The following is a 19,454-nucleotide window of genomic DNA, read 5'->3' as shown; positions in this document are numbered from 1 at the left end:
AGATATGGCAAAAAACCTGCTGCTGCTGAACGGTCCGAACCTGAATCTGCTGGGCACGCGGGAACCTGAGGTCTACGGTTCCAGCACGCTGGCGGATGTGGAAACGGCTGCCAAAGCGCAGGCTGCCACGGCAGGCGCAAGCCTGGCCTGCTTCCAGAGCAACCACGAAGGTGCATTGGTCGACCGTATCCACGCCGCACGCGGCGAAGGTGTGGATTTCATCGTCATCAATCCGGGCGGTTATACCCATACCAGCGTTGCCTTGCGCGATGCGCTGGCGGGTGTGGCCATTCCCTTTATTGAAGTCCATATCTCGAATATTTATCAGCGCGAAGCATTTCGCCACCACTCTTACCTCAGCGCTATCGCGCGGGGCACAATCTGCGGCCTGGGCATCGACGGATATCGTTTTGCCATCGACTTTGCCTTAAAAAGCAGTTAATCTACGCGATCTGCGCGCATTTTGACTATTAAAAGCTTCCTGGCCGCGCCGCATATAATTCTCAAAACAAGCTATAAACGGAGTCTCAGATGGATCTACGCAAGCTCAAGACCTTGATTGACCTGGTTGCCGAGTCGGATATCGCCGAACTGGAAGTAACCGAGGGTGAAAGCAAAGTCCGTATCGTCAAATCCTCCGCAATGCCGCAGAACCAGGTCGTGATGATGCAGCCGCAAGGCGCTCCGGCCCATTACGCGCCGGCCGCACCTGCCGCCGCCGCTCCTGTTGCCGCCCCGGCCGCCGTCGCCGCCGCACCGGCAGCGCCAACCGGCCATATCGTGAAGTCGCCGATGGTCGGCACCTTCTACCGCTCTTCCGCTCCAGGCAGCGCGCCCTTCGTCGAAGTGGGCGCCACCGTGAAGGAAGGCGACACCCTCTGCATCATCGAAGCGATGAAGCTGCTGAACGAAATCGATGCCGACAAATCCGGCACCATTACCCAGATCCTGGTCGAGAACGGCCAGCCGGTCGAATTCGGCCAGCCGCTGTTTGTGATCGGCTAAGGCCGTAGGGGCGGCACCCCGTGCCGCCTGCGCATTCCCTCATTATCAAAGAGCGCCCTGCCTACCCTGCCAGGCGCCCGCAAACATAGAAAAGCCATGTTTGAAAAAATCCTCATCGCCAACCGTGGAGAAATCGCGCTGCGTATCCAGCGCGCCTGCCGCGAAATGGGCATCAAGACGGTCGTGGTCCACTCCGAAGCGGACAAGGACGCGAAATACGTAAAGCTGGCCGACGAATCCGTCTGCATCGGCCCTGCCGCTTCGGCACAGAGCTACCTGAATATGCCGGCCATTATCAGCGCCGCTGAAGTGACCGACGCCGAAGCGATCCACCCCGGCTACGGCTTCCTGTCCGAGAACGCGGACTTCGCCGAACGCGTGGAGAAATCCGGCTTCGTGTTCATCGGCCCGCGTCCGGAAGCGATCCGCATGATGGGCGATAAGGTCTCCGCCAAGCAGGCCATGATCAAGGCCGGCGTGCCTTGCGTGCCCGGTTCGGACGGCGCGTTGCCCGACGATCCGAAGGCGATCGTGCAAATTGCGCGCAAGGTCGGCTACCCGGTCATCATCAAGGCGGCGGGCGGCGGCGGTGGCCGCGGCATGCGCGTGGTGCATACCGAAGCGGCCCTGCTGAACGCCGTGACCATGACCAAATCGGAAGCCGGCGCAGCGTTCGGCAATCCGGAAGTCTATATGGAGAAGTACCTGGAGAATCCGCGCCACGTGGAAATCCAGATCCTGGCCGATGAGCACAAGAACGCCGTGTGGCTGGGTGAGCGCGACTGCTCGATGCAGCGCCGCCACCAGAAAGTGATTGAAGAAGCGCCGGCGCCGGGCATTCCGCGCAAGCTGATCGAAAAGATCGGCGACCGCTGCGCCGAAGCCTGCCGCAAGATCGGCTACCGTGGCGCGGGCACCTTCGAGTTCCTGTACGAGAACGGCGAGTTCTACTTCATCGAGATGAATACCCGCGTGCAGGTGGAACACCCTGTCACCGAAATGATCACCGGTATCGACATCGTGCAGGAACAGATCCGCATCGCCTGCGGCGAGAAGCTGCGCTTCCGCCAGCGCGACGTGATGCTGTCCGGCCACTCGATCGAGTGCCGTATCAATGCCGAAGATCCGTTCAAGTTCACGCCGTCGCCAGGCCGCATCACTTCCTGGCATGCGCCGGGCGGTCCCGGCATCCGCGTCGATTCGCATGCTTACGCCGGCTATTTCGTGCCGCCGAACTACGATTCGATGATCGGCAAGGTCATTTCCTATGGCGCCACCCGCGAGCAGGCCATCCGCCGCATGCAGATTGCGCTGTCGGAAATGGTGGTTGAGGGTATCCTGACGAATATCCCGCTGCACCGCGAGCTGATGGTGGACGCGCGCTTCATCGAAGGCGGCACCAACATCCACTACCTGGAGCAGCGCCTGTCCGAAATGCCGAAGGCTGGTTCATGAGCTGGACTGAAATCGTCATCGAAGTCGCACTCGATCACGCGGAGGCCCTGTCCGACGCGCTGATGGAGGCGGGCGCCCTGTCCGTGTCCGTGGAGGATGCGGATGAAGGCACCGACGCGGAGAAACCGCTGTTCGGCGAGCCCGGCATGGAGCCGAAGGAAGCCGCGTGGGAACATAGCCGCGTGGTGGCCCTGACCGACGTCGATGCCGACCAGGCAGCCATCGTGGCTGCCGCGGCGGAAGCCGTGAAGCTGCCGTCCGTCCCCAAATTCACAACCCGCAAGGTGGAAGATGAAGACTGGGTGCGCCTGACGCAATCCCAGTTCGAGCCTATCCACATCGGCAAGAACATCTGGGTGGTGCCGAGCTGGCACGAAGTGCCGGACGCCTCGGCGCTGGTGCTGGAACTGGATCCGGGCCTGGCCTTCGGCACCGGTTCGCACCCGACCACCCGCCTGTGCATGGAATGGCTGGAGGCGCATCCCGCGCCCGGCAAGTCGGTGCTGGACTACGGCTGCGGTTCGGGCATCCTGGCCATGGTGGCGCGCAAGCTGGGTTCCACCCCGGTAGCGGGCGTGGATATCGACCCGCAGGCCATCGAATCGGCGCGCGATAACGCCGAACGCAATGCCGTCGCCGATATCGAATACTTCGTGCCCGAAGACTTCGCGCAGTCCGCCTTTGCGGAGCAGCGCTTCGATGTGGTGGTGGCGAATATTTTGTCGTCGCCGCTGAAACTGATGGCGCCGATGCTGTCCGGCCGCGTGGCCGATGGCGGTTCCCTGATCCTGTCCGGCGTGCTGGCGCGCCAGGCGGAGGAAGTGGCGGCGGCCTATGCTCCCTTCATCAAGATGGGCGTGTGGGCGGAACATGATGGGTGGGTCGCGCTGCACGGCCGTCTGGGCAGCGATACCGTACCGCCTGCGCGATAAGGCCCGCCTGTCGCGATGGCGCTCGCCACCAAATGCCCCCACTGCAATACGATCTTCCGGGTCGCTCACGACCAGTTGAAATTGCGCGGGGGCATAGTCCGCTGCGGCGCCTGTAACGAAGTCTTCGACGGTAATGCGGCGCTGGTGGAACCGGCCGCCAAACCGTCCCCTGTCATGCCATCGGTCCCGGTGGCGTTCGCGCCGGTTGAACCGCCGCATCATCTCGATCCCGAAACTGTTGCCGGTGCGCTGGCCGAAGAGCATTCGCAGGACGAAGCGCCTGCCACTTCCCAGCTGCTAGACGCGATGCCGTCCGCCGATGACGGAGCCGCCGCTGAGCTACCGCTGGTAGAGCAGGACGTCTTCGCCGAATCCGCACCGGCCATGCCGGACCACGAAGATACCCCACCCGCAAGCTCTGCCCCAGCCGATGAGGAATCCTTCACGGCGACTGACACCGACGTAGGCCCCACCGCGGATGCCGAGGCCAGCGCCATGGCCGATGAGCAGCCCGGCGCGCCTCTTGATGTCGACGCCGCCACCCCGACCGAGGCCGATTCGCTCGCTCCGGCAGAAGCCGAATCCATCGCCGCAACTGACGGCCAAGCGGTCGCCGACGACTTTTCCTCAGCAGCCGAAGCGGCTGCTGCCGCGCCGTCGCCCGAAGTTACGCCGGCCGATAACGAAGCGCCGCCCGGCGAAGAGCCAGTGCACCCTGTCGATGAAGAGCTGGCCGCAGCGCGCGATCCCGACGACGCAGCCGCACCGAGCGCTGAGGAGCCTGCCGGATCGCTCGACTTCATTGTGGACCCCGACGAGTTCACCGATCCGCTGGCCAGTCCCCAAGCGCAGGACACCGCACGCGAGCACCTGGTCGCCGCAGCGCTCGATGAAGCCCATCACTTCGACGACCTGCCTGTCGAAGGCGCCGACGTTCCCGCGTCAGTTGACGAATCGCAGGCTATGCCGGCCGAAGGCGTGCCGGCCGCCAGCGAGGAACAGGAAACAGATACCCAGCAGGATGAAGAGGCCAACCGCAACGCCGACGAAGCTGCGGCTGCGGACCTGATCGGCGCCGCCCCGGAAAGCGCCTCGCTGGCGGCTACCGGCAGCGCAGCAGCAGCGGCGACAGCGGCCGCCGCCGTGGACACGGAAGATGATGGCAGCGCCGAGGAACCCGGCTTCGTCAAGCGCGCCAACCGCCGCCAGCGCCTGCACCGCATCAGCAAGGCCGTGATGGCCTTCGGCAGCCCGATCCTGCTGGCCGCCCTCGTCGCGCAAGGCGTCACCACCTTCCGCAATCCGCTGGCCGCCGCCTTCCCGGCGCTGAAACCCACGCTGAACGCCCTGTGCGAACCGCTGGGCTGCAAGGTCAACCTGCCGATGCAGATCGACATGCTGGCCATTGAACAGGGCGAACTGCAAACCCTGGCCGACAACACCTTCAGCTTCGCCACGGTGCTGCGCAACCAGGCACGCAGCGCGCAAAGCTGGCCCTCGATCGAACTCACGCTGAACGACGCCAGCGACAAGGCGCTGGTGCGCCGCGTGTTCACGCCGCGCGACTACCTGCCCAGCCAGGCCGACGTGGACAAGGGCTTCGCACCGCGCAGCGAACAATCCATCAAGCTCTATTTTGAACTCAGCCAGGTCAAGGCATCCGGCTACCACATCGCAATTTTCTATCCTTAAGAAGGCACCATGAACAAGACTTCCCTGATCTGCGGCTCGCTCGCCATCGACATCATCATGCAGTACGAAGGCCGCTTCGGCGACACGCTGCTGGCCGACCAGCTGCACAAGGTGAACGTCTCCTTCCTGGTGCCCACCATGCGCACCGAGTTCGGCGGCTGCTCCGGCAACATCGCCTATAACCTGAAACTGCTGGGCGGCGAACCGCGCATCGTCGGCGTCATGGGCCAGGACTGCGCAGCCTACCTGGAACGCTTCCAGAAGCTGGGCATTTCCACCGAAAACATCATGATCAAGAAGGACGCCTACAACGCCCAGTGCTTTGTGACGGCCGACTCGGACAATAACCAGATCAACGCCTTCCACCCCGGCGCCATGTCCTTCGCCCACGAAAACGACGTGGCCAAGGCCGGCCCTGCCGGCATCGCCATCATCTCGCCGGACGGCCACCTGGGCATGCTGCAGCACGCCGACACCTTGTCCAAGCTGAAGATCCCCTTCATCTTCGATCCGGGCCAGCAGATGCCGATGTTCACGCCGGACCAGCTGATCGATTTCATCAACAAGGCCACCTACGTCACCACCAACGACTATGAAATCGAGCTGCTGATGGACCGCACCGGCCTGACGCTGCCGGATATCGCCGGCCGCCTGGACGCGCTGATCGTCACGCGTGGCGAGAAGGGCTCCGAGATCTACACCAAGGGCGCCCGCATCGACATCCCGGCGGTGCAGGCCGAAGCCGTGCTGGACCCGACCGGCTGCGGCGACGCCTACCGTGCCGGCCTGCTGTACGGCCTGACCCATGAACTGGGCTGGGAAACCACCGGCCGCCTGGCCAGCCTGCTGGGCGCGATCAAGATCGCCCACAAGGGCGCCCAGAACCACGTGCTGACGAAGGAAGAGATTGCGGACCGCTTCGAGGCGGCTTTCGGCTACCGCTTCTGAGGGGCATCCGTCGTCCCCGCGCAGGCGGGGACCCAGGTGAGCTTCGTTGGCGGAGCTCCTGGGTCCCCGCCTGCGCGGGGACGACTACATTAGAACGGGAAGAGTTTGTCCAACACCAGGTTGGCAATTTGCAGCAGGATCAGCGCCACCAGCAGCGACAGGTCCAGATTCCCCACCAGCGGCACCACGCGGCGGATCGGCCGCAGCAGCGGCTCATTCAGCGCGCGCACGAAAGGCGCCAGCGGCGCATGCGGGTTGATCCAGCTGAACACCGCCTCGATCACCAGCAGGAACATGAAGCCGTAAATAATCCACTGCAGGAAGCGGCGCAGCGCCAGCAGCCCCACCATCTCGGCGGGCATGCCCACCACGAACAGGATCGACGTCGCCAGCAGCACCACCAGCAGCGCCCCGATCAGGCTCGCCCAGTCATAGCCGCCCACGCCCGGCACGATACGGCGCAGCGGACGCACCAGCCAGTCCGACAGCTGGAAGGTAAACTGCGCCACGCTCGACGGCGGACGCACGCGGATCGCCTGCATCCAGAAACGCAGCAGCAGCACGCCGCCCAGCAGGCCGGCAACGGTATCGACGATCAGCCTCACGATATCAAACACGAGCATTCTCCATAAAAAAAGCCGCTGTGCGATTGTCTCACACAGCGGCTTTTCAGCCCATCAGGCCTTCAGCGCGAGCTTAGGAAGGACGGGTGCTGGTTGGGAAAGGCCAGGCAGCGGCTGGAGCCAGCACGGTTTTCGCGGCTGGTGCAGCGGCTGGAGCCGAAGCAGCGGCAGCTGGTGCTGGGGCAGCAGCTGGTTTAGCGGCTGGCTTGGCAGCAGCTTTCTTCGGAGCGGCTTTCTTCGGTGCTGGTTTAGCAGCTGGCTTGGCGGCAGCAGCAGGAGCAGCGGCTGGTTTAGCAGCTGGCTTGGCAGCGGCTTTCTTGGCAGCTGGCTTCTTCGCGGCAGGCTTGGCAGCTGGCTTGGCAGCGGCTTTCGCAGCAGGCTTGGCGGCTGGTTTAGCAGCGGCCTTCTTCGCAGCAGGCTTCTTGGCAGCTACTTTCTTGGCAGCTGGCTTGGCAGCAGCTTTCTTGGCGGCTGGCTTTTTAGCAGCTGGCTTGGCAGCGGCTTTTTTCGCAGCTGGCTTCTTGGCGGCTGGCTTGGCAGCAGCTTTAGCTACGGTCTTTTTCGCTGCTGGCTTAGCTGCAGCTTTTTTAGCTACCGGCTTTTTAGCGGCGACTTTTTTAGCGGCCGGCTTTTTAGCAGCGACTTTCTTTGCTGCTGGCTTGGCTGCTGGTTTAGCTGCTGCTTTTTTCGCTACTGGCTTTTTCGCTGCGACTTTTTTTGCTGCTGGCTTGGCTGCTGCCTTGGCGACGGTCTTCTTCGCTGCTGGCTTGGCGGCTGCTTTTTTCGCTACTGGCTTTGCTGCTGCCTTTTTAGCGACTGGCTTGGCGGCTGCTTTCTTGGCGGCTGGTTTAGCTGCTGGCTTAGCGGCAGCTTTCTTGGCTGCTGGTTTAGCTGCTGCTTTCTTGGCTGCTGGTTTAGCGGCGGTCTTGGTAGCAGCCTTGGCTGCTGGTTTTTTTGCTGCAGTTGCCATGTTTAATTCTCCTTCATCCGGATGATTTACATAAGTTGAAACCCGTCCGGGCCTTCGCGAAGACGCCGGGCGAATTATTCATCGGCACAAGCAAAGCGATGTTTGCGCTAATGAATTCGGTACCGGCTGAACTGCTGCAACTCCTCACTTTTGCAGCACTTCAGCCATCTTGACCGCCGCTCCAGCGATGATGCTGGCAGCCGCGGCTGGGAATATATATAGAGATAGCGGCGGGTCGAGGGCGTGTACTCAGCTCCGGTCGACAGGAACCACTGCCACATCACGTCACATCGGCGCAAAGAAAAAACCGCCCGGCCTGATACGGGTCAGGCGAGGCGGTTCAGCCGGAATACGGTGTGGTCTTAAGCATATGTGTGCGAGCTTGTGTCCTATTTTTTGTTCGTTTTTTGCGGTAACAACACACTCAAAAAAAGAGCGCTTGCAAATTCACGCGTTTTCAAGTTCGTAAAGTACACGAAAACCTTACAACTGCGCAACGGGCACGCATCATTTTCTTACTCTTTTTTTTGCATGATCAGCGAACCAGCGCACATAAGCGAGCCCGCAAAGTACCCGGCGGAGCACTCTGAAGCCTCGATTTTCGCATTCACCGTTTTGTCATGCTTCGCATAGCGCCTTTATCTAAAGGGCGTATGCAAAGCGACGCGGCAATGCGATGAACGCAGGCGGACTGCGCGCAGCGCACGTTCAGCTCCGTCGCCATAAAGAGACAACAAAGCACTGAAGTCCTCAATCAAAACGCTGATTGCGCCGGAATTGATCTGCCGCACGCAGCAAAGCGACGCGCATCGATGGATCGAAGGCCGTATGTCCACCGTCGGGAATGATGTGAAGCCGCGCGCCGGGGTAATGGCCCGCCACCTGGAAGGCGGTCAGTGGCGCGCACAGCATGTCCAGCCTTCCATGCACGATGACCGCCGGCAGTCCGGCAAGGCGGGACATATTGGCGAGCAGCGCACCCGGCGCGAGGAAGCCATGGCGGCTGAAGTACCACGCCTCGATACGCGCCAGCGTCCACGCGAAGTCGTCGGGCAGCGGCGGCGCGCCGCCCGCGATGCTTGCCCGCGCGCATTCGAAGTTTGCCCAGGCCTGGGCGAAGGGAATCGCCGCCGCACGTTCGCCGTGCACCAAGCGGCGCATGTACGCAGCGGGCAGGTCGCCGCGCTCTTCCGGCGGCAGCAGGCCCGCCATCCCCGCATAGAGGTCGGGGTGAAACTTGCGGCCGTTCTCGAAGTACCACGCTATCTCTTCGGCCGAGCAGAGGAAGATGCTGCGCAGGATAAAGCCGAGGCATTGCCGGGGGTAGGCCTGCCCGTAAGCCAGCGCCAGCGTCGAACCCCAGGAGCCGCCGAACACCAGCCAGCGTTCGATGCCGAGGTGGCGGCGCAGGGCTTCGATGTCGGCGACCAGGTGGGCGGTCGTGTTGTCGCGCAGCTCGCCGGTGGGCTGCGACTGCCCGCAGCCGCGCTGGTCGAACTGGATCACGCGGTAGAAGGCGGGATCGAAGAACTGCCGCCACAGCGGCGAAGAGTTGGCGCCCGGTCCGCCGTGCAGCACGACCACCGGCAGGCCATCCGGCTTGCCCGCCTCCTCCCAGTACAGGATGTGCAGGCCGTCCACCGGCAGGAAGCCGGTGCGGGATGCCGCCAGCGGCGGGAACAGTTCGGTGCGTTCAGTCATCCATCTATTATAGAGAGGGGACGACAATCGCATGACATGCCATCGCTACGATGCCGGGTCTTTCACTTCCGGAGCTCATCATGCCCTTTCACCGAAACTTTCTCCCCGCCCTCTGCCTTGCGCTGGCCGCCGCATTCACTTCACATGCCGCCGCCGGCGCCCTCGCTCCCATCGACATGGCCCACACCTTCGCCCAGGTCCGCCAGGGGGACAATGCGGCCACCCTGCTGGTGCTCGCGCTCTCCGAAGACCGGGTGCAGGCCATCGACCTGAGCGAACTGAGTGGCCTCTACAGCGCCGATGCCTTCGACGTCATCAGCCGCTTCGACCCGGCCACCCTCGATGCGCTCGCGCGCGGCGCGCAGTATGCGCAGAGCTACCCGGCCAGCCGCCTGCTCGGCATGGGACCGCGCGGGCTAGCGCACATCGCCGCGGGCACCAACTACCCTGCGCACGGCACGGAAGTCGGCATGGAGGAGGCCTTCCTGTTCCCGAAACTGTCGCAGGCCACGGGTCCGCGTTCCGCCATCGCCGCCGGACCGGGCATGATGCTCGACTATGAAGTGGAAGTCTGCGCCCGCTTCGACCGCGAGCTGCGTTCCCTGTCCGACTTCGAACAGGCCCGCAAGGGCTTTTTCCTGTGCGGCGATTTCACCGACCGGGCCACCCTGGTCCGGAACATCAACCTCAGGAACCTCACATCGGGCGACGGCTTCCCCGATGCAAAGAGCGGGCGTGACCGCTTCCCCGCCGGTCCCCTGCTGGTGGTGCCGCGCGACTGGCAGGCATTCCTCAGGGAGCTCACCATCGAAACCTGGGTGGACGGCCGCCGCCGGCAGCAGGCGCACGCACGCGACATGCTGAAGGACCTGCGCACCATCGTCAGGGAAACCCTGGACGAGGCCGGCACCCGCACCTGGCCCTACGCGGGCGGCCGTATCCCCATGGTGAACCGTGCCGCCATCGGCACCGGCAGCGCCATCCTCACCGGCACCGGCGATGGCGTCATCTTCCAGCAGCCGGATGCAGCCCTCGTCGGGAAGCTGATGGCGGAGAAGTACAGGTCCGGGCAGCTCGCCGTGATCGACAGCTATGTGGCGGGCGAGATCGCGCGCGGCATCTATCTCCAGCCCGGCAATGAGGTGCGCTATACGAGCAACTACCTGGGCGCCATCCACACCACCGTCGTGCCGACGGCGCATGCCGGCAAATGAGCAGGCCAGCGACATTCCAACGACATGCTTGCTTCATAGTTCGCCCTGCAGGCGGCAATGTGGCCGCCTGCCCCTATAACTTGCCCAGGTACTCTCATGAAGTCTTCCTTATTCACCCTCACCATCCTGTCCCTCGCCTGCGGTGCCGCCGCCGCCCAGTCCCCAGCCTCCTCACCGGCCCAGAAGCCGCGCTGGGCCTTCGGTCTCGGCGCCGCCGTCTCCGACAGTGTCTATGCGGGCGAAGGCACCCGCGTCAAACCCGTCCCCCTGCTCACCTATGAAGGGGAGCGTTTCTTCTGGCGCGGCATCGGCGGCGGCGTCCATCTGCTGCAACAGGACGGCCTGTCCCTCGACGCCACCCTGTCGGGCCGCATGGACGGCATCGACCGCAAGGATTTCGGCACCCGCGAACTGGCCGAACGCGGCATCAACCGCGCGCTGCTCGAAGACCGCGACGATGGCCTGGACCTCGGCCTGGCCGCCACCTGGCGCGGCAGCATGGGCCAGCTGGAACTGGGACTCAGGCAAGACGTCACCAGCGCCAGCAAAGGCTACGAGGCCAGCCTGAAGTACGGTTATCCCTTCCAGTGGGGCGGTGCGCGGATCGTGCCCAATGTCGGCATCTCGCACATGTCCAAAAAACTGGCGAACTACTACTACGGCACCCTGCCCGAAGAAGTGGCGCGCGGCGTGGTGAGCTACCAGCCCGGCAGCGCAGCCGTGCCTCGCGTCGGGGTGGATGTGATGCGGCCCTTTGCGGGGCGCTGGATGTTCATCGGCGGCGTGTCGTACAAGAAGCTGCCGTCCAAAATGTCCGACAGTCCGCTGGTGGAAAAGGACAAGAATGGCAGCGTCTCGGCCTTCTTCGGAGTCTCCCGCGGCTTCTGATTGGTGCGATACTAGCTCCATGATCACGCAGGCACTCAACGTCCTCATTATCGAAGATAACGCGGCCCTGGCCGCGAATATCTACGACTACCTGGAGGCCTGCGGCCACCATCCCGACGCAGCCCCCGATGGCGAGTCCGGCCTCAGCCTGTTGGCCATCAACCAGTACGATGTGGTGGTGCTGGACTGGATGATGCCGCGCATGGACGGCATGGCGATGCTGGCGCGCCTGCGCGCCCTGAAGTCCACTATCCCGGTCATCGTGGTCACTGCGAAGGACCAGTTGGAGAACAAGCTCCAGGGCTTCGAGACCGGCGCGGACGACTATATCGTCAAACCGGTGGCCCTCCCGGAACTGGAAATCCGCCTGCGCGTGCTGGCGCAGCGGGCGCGCGGCGCTCAGGCCAGCGCCCCGGTGCTGCAGGTGGACGACCTGCGCTTCGACCTCGGCACGCTGGAAGTCACCCGCGCCGGCAAGCGCCTGGCCATGACGCCGGTCCGGCGCCAGCTGCTGGAACTGCTGATGCGGAAATCACCCGCCCTCGTGCGCCGCGAAGAACTGGAAACCCTGATCTGGCAGGACGATGTACCCGACAACGACGTGCTGCGCTCCCACATGCACATGCTGCGCAAGTCGGTGGACGGCAACTCCGCGCGCAAACTGATCAAGACTATTGCCGGCAGCGGCTACCGCCTCTGCGCCTCCGATGAATAAACGCCCCTTCCGCACGCGCAGCCTGCAGTACAAGATCAGCGCCCTGTTCATCCTGTCAGGCATCTTGCTGACGGCCGTGCTCACGGTCCAGGGCAAGCTGAGCCAGCACCTGATCACCCATCCGATCTGGGAAGACCTTCTGAGAACGAGCATGGCCCAGTACCTCAGCCACGGCCAGCCGGTCCCCGGCAAGCCCCTGCCTTCCGAAGGCCGCGTGCGCGGCTGGTACCTGCACGGCGGCGAGCTCCCGCCGGGCATGCCGCGCCAGTTTGCGGCGCTGGCTCCCGGCTACTATGACGAAGAGATGATGGATGAGTACGAGCTGGAGCAGAGCTACGCGGTGCTTGTATCCACAGCCGGCAGCGGGCGGGTAGTCATGGCGATGGACATTTCGGACCTGGAGGACTTCCAGAACATGAGTGCCCGGATCAGCGCCTACGTCGCCCTGCTGAGCGCCCTGATAAGTGTCGCTTCCATCCTCTGGCTCTACCGCAGCATGCGGCGCCCCATCCAGCAGTTGGCGCAGCGGATGGACGAACTCGACCCCGCCCAGCCGGCGCAGCGCCTGCCAACCGATTTCGCGCTGCGCGAGCTGGATTACATTGCCGTGCTGGTGAACCGCCACCTCGGCCGCGTGGAACGCTTCATCGAAAGGGAGCGCAGCCTGCTCGACCAGGCCAGCCACGAGTTCCGCACGCCCATCGCGGTCATCTCAGGCGCCGTCGACCTGCTGAAGCTCTACGACCTGCCGCCGGCCGCCAATGCGCCGCTGGAACGCATCGAATCCACCACCAGGCAGCTGACTGAGATCATGTCGGCCCTGCTCTTCCTTTCGCGCGAAGACGGCAAGGTAGCCGTTGAAACCACCCGGCTCGATGCCCTGGTGGCGATACTGGTCGAGGATCACGAGCACCTGCTGGACGGGAAACCGGCCAAATTTGTGGTGGGCGAACTGCAGCCGCTCTGGGTCAACAGTCCGGAAGCCCTCCTGCGCATCGTGGTCGGCAACCTGCTGCGCAACGCCGCCGAGAACAGCTACGACGGCGATATCGAAGTCAAACTGGCCAACGGATGCCTCAGCATCCAGGACCATGGCCCCGGCTTCGACACCGTCGCCGCCGCCCGCCGCTACACCCAAGCCCTGCGCAACCCATCCCGCGGCGGCCAGGGCCTCGGCCTCTTCCTCACCCGCCGCATCTGCGAACGCTTCGGCTGGACCTTGAAGATCTCATCTAATCCCGCTCAGGGCACGCTCGTAGAGATGTTTTTCCCCTCACTGCCATAGAAAGCACAGATAAAATCAATGCCACCGTAGCCGTGCGATAAAGGCTTGAAATTCGGTGAATGCGGTGGCCGCACGCTCATAGCTCCCGCCAAATAACCCAGCGCGTAATGGAGGCCAATCCTCTTTCTGTGCCGTAAATTCGTTCACGATTTCTGCAACTGGCGAAGTATGTCTCCGAGACTTCCATCCAAATCGACCAATTGGAGCCCACACCCCATCGTCAGCGACCAACCTAGCATCTACCGTAACCAATGCAAACATGATCTCGAATCGATCAAACGAAGACTCATAGCTCTGGCCTAAGAAGAAAGCGTCATCTAAAAGCGGTTGCAATCTCTTAAAGAGATACTCACTCAATGGAGTGTAATTTCTCTCGTGCCCGGGAACTTGCTCAAATACGTTGGCTCGGTTGAGTGACAAGATCGCATCTGCCGCGAACGCCCCCAACCCTACCGTTTTTCCGCTATGGTTTGCCTCGATTGCCGGCGCATTGAAGATCGCAGCTAACGACAAATAGTTGTTTCCATCTACGGCTGCTATGCCTGTTGCATACAGCATCTGAATCAATGGATAAAACCGTAACGCGAGCCAAAATTGCGTGCCTGATCCGGCACTGAAACGGTCGGTCGCACGCGCCAAACACTTTTGCAAAGTTGTGATGTGACTAGACTTGCCCCAGTAAGCCGTACAGGCTAGCGTAATACTGATATCCTTCACCGCCGACTCATAGTGGTCCAATCTAGACAGCAATTCTTCTTCTGCATATGCGTCATTAAGTGCGAATTCTTCGTCGGTAGTCGCGGCTAGGTACTTGCGTACTTCCTCGATCAACATATCGTGAAGTTGGATCGCACCGGTTTCCGAGGCCAACAACTTTTTTGCACGATTTAACTTTGCTGAGGTGGAAGTTAATTCTTCCCCTATGTCTGCATAAGGTATGGTTACGAGGCGATCCAATACTACTGTCCCCTCTGCTGCGCTGTATTGCTGGTCTGGCGCCAGCAAGATCATATCGCCGTCGCCCTCAAAGTAACCATAGTGCGGTGTTTGATGAGAGTTTTTGTCTGACGATACTTTGTTGTATACGTATGACATTAAGGAACTTGCGGTGATAATGCCATCAGGAGTGGCCGCTTTTCCGCCTAAACCTTCCAGAAGATGGCCTGTGAATACCGAATGATCAGGTAAAGGCCCTCCGGAATCAGCGACAACTTCGTCAGCCTTTCCTGCAGTGAGGACTTGGCGCGCGGTACGGTGCAGCATATCATTCAAAAAGCGGGCGGTTCCCGCCTTTGCAGCTCGAGTTAGCGCTAGGCCACCGTAGCACGCATCCATGATAAAAAGTATGTGTTTCGCTCGGATAAGCTCTGCGTTCCGGGTAAGTTCATCCCATCGGATGAATGTGGACATATCCCCCAGGTCGGCATCATAGGGGACCAAAAAGCCTATTTCGCCACGAATACCCGTGCGCGTATGTCCATGGCCTGCAAAGAAAACAATCACTCGATCATCTAGTCCAACATGAGCATCGGCTAGGTCGAGATACGTTTTCAGAATATTTGCCTTAGTTGCTGCGGTGTCAGTTAGCAAGACAATGTCTTCCAAGTCGAAAGACAAGTGCTCAACCAACGCGTCTCTGACAGCTTCCGCGTCATTCACCGCAAATGAGAGTGGACTCGCGTTTTTATATCTATTGATACCGATAACTAGAGCTCGGCTTTTTTCGTATCGGGTTTTATACAAGAATCTTAAGTCTTGCATACGTATTCAAAAACGTTGTGCTCAAAAAAAAGCCACAAACATTCGTTTGTGGCTTGCTAGGTTTTTAGTCCCAGTTCAGCGCGCCGCCCGTCTGGTATTCGGTGACGCGGGTCTCGAAGAAGTTACGTTCTTTCTTCAGGTCGATCATTTCGCTCATCCATGGGAATGGATTCTCGTCCTGGTCGAACAGCTGCTCCAGGCCGATCTGCACCGCGCGGCGGTTGGCGATGAAGCGCAGGTAGCCCTTGAACATGGTGGCGTTCAGGCCCAGCACGCCGCGTGGCATGGTGTCTTCCGCATAGCGGTATTCCAGTTCCACGGCTTCCAGGAACAGCGCCTTGATCTCTTCCTTGAAGGCGGCGGTCCACAGCTGCGGGTTTTCCAGCTTGATGGTGTTGATCAGGTCAATGCCGAAGTTGCAGTGCATCGACTCGTCGCGCAGGATGTACTGGTACTGCTCGGCGGCGCCCATCATCTTGTTCTGGCGGCCCAGCGCCAGGATCTGGGTGAAGCCCACGTAGAAGAACAGACCTTCCATCAGGCAGGCGAACACGATCAGGGACTTCAGCAGTTTCTGGTCGTTTTCGATGGTGCCGGTGGTGAAGGCCGGGTCGGTCAGCGTGTTGATGAACGGGATCAGGAACTGGTCCTTGTCGCGGATCGACTTCACTTCGTTATAGGCGTTGAATATCTCCTGCTCGTCCAGACCGAGCGACTCCACGATGTACTGGTAGGCGTGGGTGTGGATCGCTTCCTCGAAGGCCTGGCGCAGCAGGTACTGGCGGCATTCCGGCGCCGTGATGTGGCGGTAGGTGCCCAGCACGATGTTGTTGGCGGCCAGCGAGTCGGCGGTGACGAAGAAGCCCAGGTTGCGCTTCACCAGGCGGCGCTCGTCTTCGGACAGGCCGTTCGGGTTCTTCCACAGCTCGATGTCGCGCTGCATGTTCACTTCCTGCGGCATCCAGTGGTTGGCGCAGCCGGCCAGGTATTTGTCCCAGGCCCATTTGTACTTGAACGGCACCAGCTGGTTGACGTCGGTCTGGCCGTTGATGACGCGCTTGTCATCGGCATTCACGCGCAGCGCGACCTGCTCGGCAGTGGATTCGCCTTCGGCGGCGGCAGCTGGCATCTGTGGTTGGCGCGGCGCGGCCGCGGTTTCATCGTCCCAAGACAGCATCTTCTTTTTCCTCTTAAGGGGTCAAAAGCCGCCCCGAAGGGCGGCGTCGTTTATTTACTGGCAGGCTTCGCACTCTTCGAAGCCTGGGTCGCCCGGACGCAGGTAGCAGGCGGCGCCTTCCTGGATCTCTTGCACCGTGGTCGGTGCGGCGGCCGTTGGCACGGCGGTCGAGGAAGCTGCCGACGCAGCGGCGGACAGGCCGCCATCCACCGGCACAGCGTTCAGCGCGCCGGTCTTGGAGGTCGATTTCTCCATGTGCGTCGCTGCGATGGTGCGCAGGTAGTAGGTGGTTTTCAGGCCGCGCAGCCATGCCAGCTTGTAGGTCTCGTCCAGTTTCTTGCCCGATGCGCCGGCCATGTAGATGTTCAGCGACTGCGCCTGGTCGATCCACTTCTGGCGGCGGGAAGCAGCTTCCACCAGCCAGCTTGGCGACACTTCGAAGGCCGTTGCGTAGATGTCGCGCAGGTCTTGCGGGGTGCGGTCGATCTTGGACAGGGAGCCGTCGAAGTATTTCAGGTCGGCGATCATCACTTCGTCCCACAGGCCGCGCGCTTTCAGGTCGCGCACCAGGTAGGCGTTGATTTCGGTGAACTCGCCCGACAGGTTGGACTTCACATACAGGTTCTGGAAGGTCGGTTCGATACAGGCCGACACGCCGATGATGTTCGAAATGGTCGCGGTCGGAGCGATCGCCACGCAGTTCGAGTTACGCATGCCGAACTGCTTGATGCGCTCGCGCACCGGGGTCCAGTCCATCGAGGACGACATGTCCTGCTCCAGGTAGCCGCCGCGCTCTTCGGCCAGCAGCTTGACGGAGTCCTGCGGCAGGATGCCGCGGTCCCACAGCGAGCCTTTGTAGGACTCGTACTGGCCGCGCTCTTCCGCCAGCTCGGTGGAGGACAGGTAGGCGTAGTAGCACACCGCTTCCATCGAGGTATCGGCGAAGTTCACCGCTTCCTGCGAAGCGTATGGCACGCGCATCATGTGCAGGCAGTCCTGGAAGCCCATGATGCCCAGGCCCACCGGACGGTGGCGCATGTTCGCATTGCGGGCCTTGTCCACGGCGTAGTAGTTAATGTCGATCACGTTGTCCAGCATGCGCATCGCGGTGCGGATGGTCTTCTGCAGCTTCACGTGATCCAGCTTGCCCTCTTTCATATGGGCCGGCAGGTTGACGGAACCGAGGTTGCAGACCGCGATTTCGGTCTCATTGGTGTTCAGCGTGATTTCGGTGCACAGGTTCGAGCTGTGGACCACGCCCACATGCTGCTGCGGCGAACGGATGTTGCAAGGATCCTTGAAGGTGATCCATGGGTGGCCGGTTTCGAACAGCATGGACAGCATCTTGCGCCACAGGTCCAGCGCAGCCACTTTCTTGAATACGCGGATTTCGCCGGCGGCAGCCTTGGCTTCATAGCCCAGGTAAGCCTGTTCAAAGGCCTTGCCCACCTTGTCGTGCAGGTCCGGGCAGTCCGATGGCGAGAACAGGGTCCAGTCGCCTTTTTCCATCACGCGCTTCATGAACAGGTCCGGAATCCAGTTCGCGGTGTTCATGTCGTGGGTGCGGCGGCGGTCGTCGCCGGTGTTCTTGCGCAGGTCGAGGAACTCCTCGATGTCCATGTGCCAGGTTTCCAGGTAGGCGCAGACCGCGCCCTTGCGCTTGCCGCCCTGGTTCACCGCCACGGCGGTATCGTTCACCACTTTCAGGAACGGCACCACGCCTTGCGATTTGCCGTTGGTGCCCTTGATGTGGGCGCCCAGTGCGCGCACCGGGGTCCAGTCATTGCCCAGGCCACCGGCGAATTTCGCCAGCAGTGCGTTTTCCTTAATGGCGTCGTAGATGCCTTCCAGGTCGTCCGAGACGGTGGTCAGGTAGCAGGAAGACAGCTGGGAGCGCAGCGTACCGGAGTTGAACAGGGTCGGGGTCGACGACATGAAGTCGAAGGTCGACAGCAGGTTGTAGAACTCGATGGCGCGCGCTTCGCGGTTGGCTTCTTCCAGCGCCAGGCCCATGGCAACGCGCATATAGAAAGCCTGCGGCATTTCGATGCGCACATCGCGCACGTGCAGGAAGTAGCGGTCGTACAGGGTTTGCAGGCCGATGTAGCCGAACTGCAGGTCGCGGTCGGCCACCAGGGCCTTGGCCAGCTTGGCCAGGTCGAACTTGGCCAGCTCAGGGTTCAGCAGCTCGTTCTCGATGCCCTTGGCGATGTATTTCGGGAAGTACTCCACGTACTCGGCAGCCGCCTTCGCTTGCGGCGTTTCCTTTTCGAAGACTTCCTTGCGGATGGTGTGCAGCAGGATGCGGGCGGTCACTTGCGAGTAGGCCGGATCCTTTTCCATCAGCGCGCGGGCAGCCAGGATGGCGGACTTGTGCAGTTCCTCGACCGGCACGCCGTCGTACAGGTTCTTCACGGTTTCGGCCAGGATGGCGTCGGCATCGACGTGTTTTTCCAGGCCGGAGCAGGCGGCGTTGATCAGGTCACGCACTTCCTGCATGTTCAGCGGACGGCGCGCGCCGTTCTCGGTCACATGCAGCTGCGGTTCGGCGATGGCGCCGGCGCCCTGCGCTTCCTTTTTCAGGCGGCGTTCTTCCATATGCTTGGCGCGGTACAGCACGTAGGCGCGGGCCACATCATGTTCGCCGGAGCGCATCAGGGCCAGCTCCACCTGGTCCTGCACGTCTTCGATATGGAAGGTGCCGCCGGACGGCTGGCGGCGCACCAGCGCCGTGACCACACTATTAGTGAGCTGTTCTACCAGTTCACGGATGCGCGCGGAAGCGGCACCCTGACCACCATTCACAGCGAGGAAGGCCTTGGTCATCGCGACCTGGATCTTCGACGGTTCGAACGCAACTACGGCGCCGTTACGGCGGATGATGCGGTAGTCGCCCAGCGCGCTGGCCGGCGTCGTCAGGCCGCCGGCAGGCACGCCTGCTGCGCCCGCTAGCGGCGCCGCTGGATTGATGGTCATGTCTTGAGTAGATTGCATTTCAGCTCCCTGAGAACAGCATGCGAAGGTTGGAGTTTGTGCTCTTATTGTAAAAAAGCAACTTGTAGTGTAAAGCCACTAAGACCACTAGATT

General features: G+C 61.8%; 16 protein-coding genes. 10 read left to right on the top strand and 6 right to left on the bottom strand.

All coding sequences use genetic code 11. The features are described from left to right. Positions 1-4: 4 nt before the first annotated feature. From aroQ to ACJRPG_RS00730, 6 genes are all read left to right on the top strand, one after another. Positions 5-442: a type II 3-dehydroquinate dehydratase gene (gene aroQ / locus ACJRPG_RS00755; RefSeq protein ID WP_407998126.1), complete on the top strand. Its 438-nt coding sequence runs from the start codon at positions 5-7 to the stop codon at positions 440-442. 89 nt (positions 443-531) lie between these two features. Further along, complete coding sequence (accB, locus tag ACJRPG_RS00750; RefSeq protein WP_407998125.1) at positions 532-1,005, top strand: acetyl-CoA carboxylase biotin carboxyl carrier protein; 474 nt, start codon at positions 532-534, stop codon at positions 1,003-1,005. A 96-nt stretch (positions 1,006-1,101) separates the two neighbouring features. Beyond that, positions 1,102-2,460 carry an acetyl-CoA carboxylase biotin carboxylase subunit gene (gene accC / locus ACJRPG_RS00745; RefSeq protein WP_407998124.1) on the top strand — a complete coding sequence of 453 codons (1,359 nt, stop codon included), beginning with the start codon at positions 1,102-1,104 and terminating at the stop codon, positions 2,458-2,460. Continuing rightward, positions 2,457-3,392 carry a 50S ribosomal protein L11 methyltransferase gene (prmA, locus tag ACJRPG_RS00740; protein ID WP_407998123.1) on the top strand — a complete coding sequence of 312 codons (936 nt, stop codon included), beginning with the start codon at positions 2,457-2,459 and terminating at the stop codon, positions 3,390-3,392. Before accC ends, prmA begins: the two co-directional genes overlap by 4 nt. 15 nt (positions 3,393-3,407) lie before the next feature. After that, on the top strand, positions 3,408-5,084 hold the full coding sequence (locus ACJRPG_RS00735) for a DUF3426 domain-containing protein (RefSeq protein WP_407998122.1): 1,677 nt from the start codon (positions 3,408-3,410) through the stop codon (positions 5,082-5,084). A gap of 9 nt (positions 5,085-5,093) precedes the next feature. Then, on the top strand, positions 5,094-6,032 hold the full coding sequence (locus ACJRPG_RS00730; RefSeq protein ID WP_407998121.1) for a carbohydrate kinase family protein: 939 nt from the start codon (positions 5,094-5,096) through the stop codon (positions 6,030-6,032). 89 nt (positions 6,033-6,121) lie between these two features. On the opposite strand, the gene ACJRPG_RS00725 is transcribed toward ACJRPG_RS00730, so the two are convergent. The 3 genes from ACJRPG_RS00725 to pip form a co-directional block, all read right to left on the bottom strand. Then, entirely contained in the window at positions 6,122-6,655 is a 534-nt protein-coding gene (locus tag ACJRPG_RS00725) for a YggT family protein (protein ID WP_407998120.1), read from the bottom strand. Positions 6,656-6,728: 73 nt separating this feature from the next. Continuing rightward, a complete protein-coding gene (locus tag ACJRPG_RS00720; RefSeq protein ID WP_407998119.1) occupies positions 6,729-7,625 on the bottom strand; it encodes a transcriptional regulator in 897 nt (298 codons plus the stop codon). Positions 7,626-8,375: 750 nt separating this feature from the next. Then, the gene (pip, locus tag ACJRPG_RS00715) at positions 8,376-9,326 is read right to left on the bottom strand and encodes a prolyl aminopeptidase (protein WP_407998118.1); all 951 of its coding nucleotides are present in this window, start codon (positions 9,324-9,326) and stop codon (positions 8,376-8,378) included. An 80-nt stretch (positions 9,327-9,406) separates the two neighbouring features. Between pip and ACJRPG_RS00710 the strand changes: the two genes are divergently transcribed. The 4 genes from ACJRPG_RS00710 to ACJRPG_RS00695 all read left to right on the top strand — a co-directional run bounded on the left by ACJRPG_RS00710 (position 9,407) and on the right by ACJRPG_RS00695 (position 13,428). Next, on the top strand, positions 9,407-10,540 hold the full coding sequence (locus ACJRPG_RS00710) for a fumarylacetoacetate hydrolase family protein (RefSeq protein WP_407998117.1): 1,134 nt from the start codon (positions 9,407-9,409) through the stop codon (positions 10,538-10,540). A gap of 96 nt (positions 10,541-10,636) precedes the next feature. Next, positions 10,637-11,428 (top strand): MipA/OmpV family protein, encoded by a 792-nt coding sequence (locus ACJRPG_RS00705; RefSeq protein ID WP_407998116.1) that lies wholly within the window; start codon positions 10,637-10,639, stop codon positions 11,426-11,428. A 19-nt stretch (positions 11,429-11,447) separates the two neighbouring features. Beyond that, positions 11,448-12,143 carry a response regulator transcription factor gene (locus tag ACJRPG_RS00700; RefSeq protein WP_407998115.1) on the top strand — a complete coding sequence of 232 codons (696 nt, stop codon included), beginning with the start codon at positions 11,448-11,450 and terminating at the stop codon, positions 12,141-12,143. After that, a complete protein-coding gene (locus ACJRPG_RS00695; RefSeq protein WP_407998114.1) occupies positions 12,136-13,428 on the top strand; it encodes a sensor histidine kinase in 1,293 nt (430 codons plus the stop codon). The genes ACJRPG_RS00700 and ACJRPG_RS00695 overlap by 8 nt, the downstream gene beginning before the upstream one ends. A gap of 15 nt (positions 13,429-13,443) precedes the next feature. On the opposite strand, the gene ACJRPG_RS00690 is transcribed toward ACJRPG_RS00695, so the two are convergent. The 3 genes from ACJRPG_RS00690 to ACJRPG_RS00680 all read right to left on the bottom strand — a co-directional run bounded on the left by ACJRPG_RS00690 (position 13,444) and on the right by ACJRPG_RS00680 (position 19,360). Continuing rightward, entirely contained in the window at positions 13,444-15,189 is a 1,746-nt protein-coding gene (locus tag ACJRPG_RS00690; RefSeq protein WP_407998113.1) for a caspase family protein, read from the bottom strand. Between the two features lie 64 nt (positions 15,190-15,253). Next, positions 15,254-16,366 carry a ribonucleotide-diphosphate reductase subunit beta gene (locus tag ACJRPG_RS00685; RefSeq protein WP_407998112.1) on the bottom strand — a complete coding sequence of 371 codons (1,113 nt, stop codon included), beginning with the start codon at positions 16,364-16,366 and terminating at the stop codon, positions 15,254-15,256. 54 nt (positions 16,367-16,420) lie between these two features. Further along, positions 16,421-19,360, bottom strand: coding sequence for a ribonucleoside-diphosphate reductase subunit alpha (locus ACJRPG_RS00680; RefSeq protein WP_407998111.1), 2,940 nt, complete (start codon positions 19,358-19,360; stop codon positions 16,421-16,423). Between the last annotated feature and the right edge of the window lie 94 nt (positions 19,361-19,454).

This window comes from Pseudoduganella rhizocola (assembly GCF_045984285.3).
In the GTDB taxonomy this organism is placed as follows: Bacteria; Pseudomonadota; Gammaproteobacteria; order Burkholderiales; family Burkholderiaceae_D; genus Rugamonas.
Note: the sequence above shows the minus strand (reverse complement) of the source record. Positions and strands in the feature narration are given on the sequence as shown.

Coding starts and splice junctions, on each gene's coding strand:
- aroQ (WP_407998126.1), top strand. CDS start 5: ATGGCAAAAAACCTGCTGCTGCTGAACGGTCCGAACCTGAATCTGCTG.
- accB (WP_407998125.1), top strand. CDS start 532: ATGGATCTACGCAAGCTCAAGACCTTGATTGACCTGGTTGCCGAGTCG.
- accC (WP_407998124.1), top strand. CDS start 1,102: ATGTTTGAAAAAATCCTCATCGCCAACCGTGGAGAAATCGCGCTGCGT.
- prmA (WP_407998123.1), top strand. CDS start 2,457: ATGAGCTGGACTGAAATCGTCATCGAAGTCGCACTCGATCACGCGGAG.
- ACJRPG_RS00735 (WP_407998122.1), top strand. CDS start 3,408: ATGGCGCTCGCCACCAAATGCCCCCACTGCAATACGATCTTCCGGGTC.
- ACJRPG_RS00730 (WP_407998121.1), top strand. CDS start 5,094: ATGAACAAGACTTCCCTGATCTGCGGCTCGCTCGCCATCGACATCATC.
- ACJRPG_RS00725 (WP_407998120.1), bottom strand. CDS start 6,655: ATGCTCGTGTTTGATATCGTGAGGCTGATCGTCGATACCGTTGCCGGC.
- ACJRPG_RS00720 (WP_407998119.1), bottom strand. CDS start 7,625: ATGGCAACTGCAGCAAAAAAACCAGCAGCCAAGGCTGCTACCAAGACC.
- pip (WP_407998118.1), bottom strand. CDS start 9,326: ATGACTGAACGCACCGAACTGTTCCCGCCGCTGGCGGCATCCCGCACC.
- ACJRPG_RS00710 (WP_407998117.1), top strand. CDS start 9,407: ATGCCCTTTCACCGAAACTTTCTCCCCGCCCTCTGCCTTGCGCTGGCC.
- ACJRPG_RS00705 (WP_407998116.1), top strand. CDS start 10,637: ATGAAGTCTTCCTTATTCACCCTCACCATCCTGTCCCTCGCCTGCGGT.
- ACJRPG_RS00700 (WP_407998115.1), top strand. CDS start 11,448: ATGATCACGCAGGCACTCAACGTCCTCATTATCGAAGATAACGCGGCC.
- ACJRPG_RS00695 (WP_407998114.1), top strand. CDS start 12,136: ATGAATAAACGCCCCTTCCGCACGCGCAGCCTGCAGTACAAGATCAGC.
- ACJRPG_RS00690 (WP_407998113.1), bottom strand. CDS start 15,189: ATGCAAGACTTAAGATTCTTGTATAAAACCCGATACGAAAAAAGCCGA.
- ACJRPG_RS00685 (WP_407998112.1), bottom strand. CDS start 16,366: ATGCTGTCTTGGGACGATGAAACCGCGGCCGCGCCGCGCCAACCACAG.
- ACJRPG_RS00680 (WP_407998111.1), bottom strand. CDS start 19,360: ATGCAATCTACTCAAGACATGACCATCAATCCAGCGGCGCCGCTAGCG.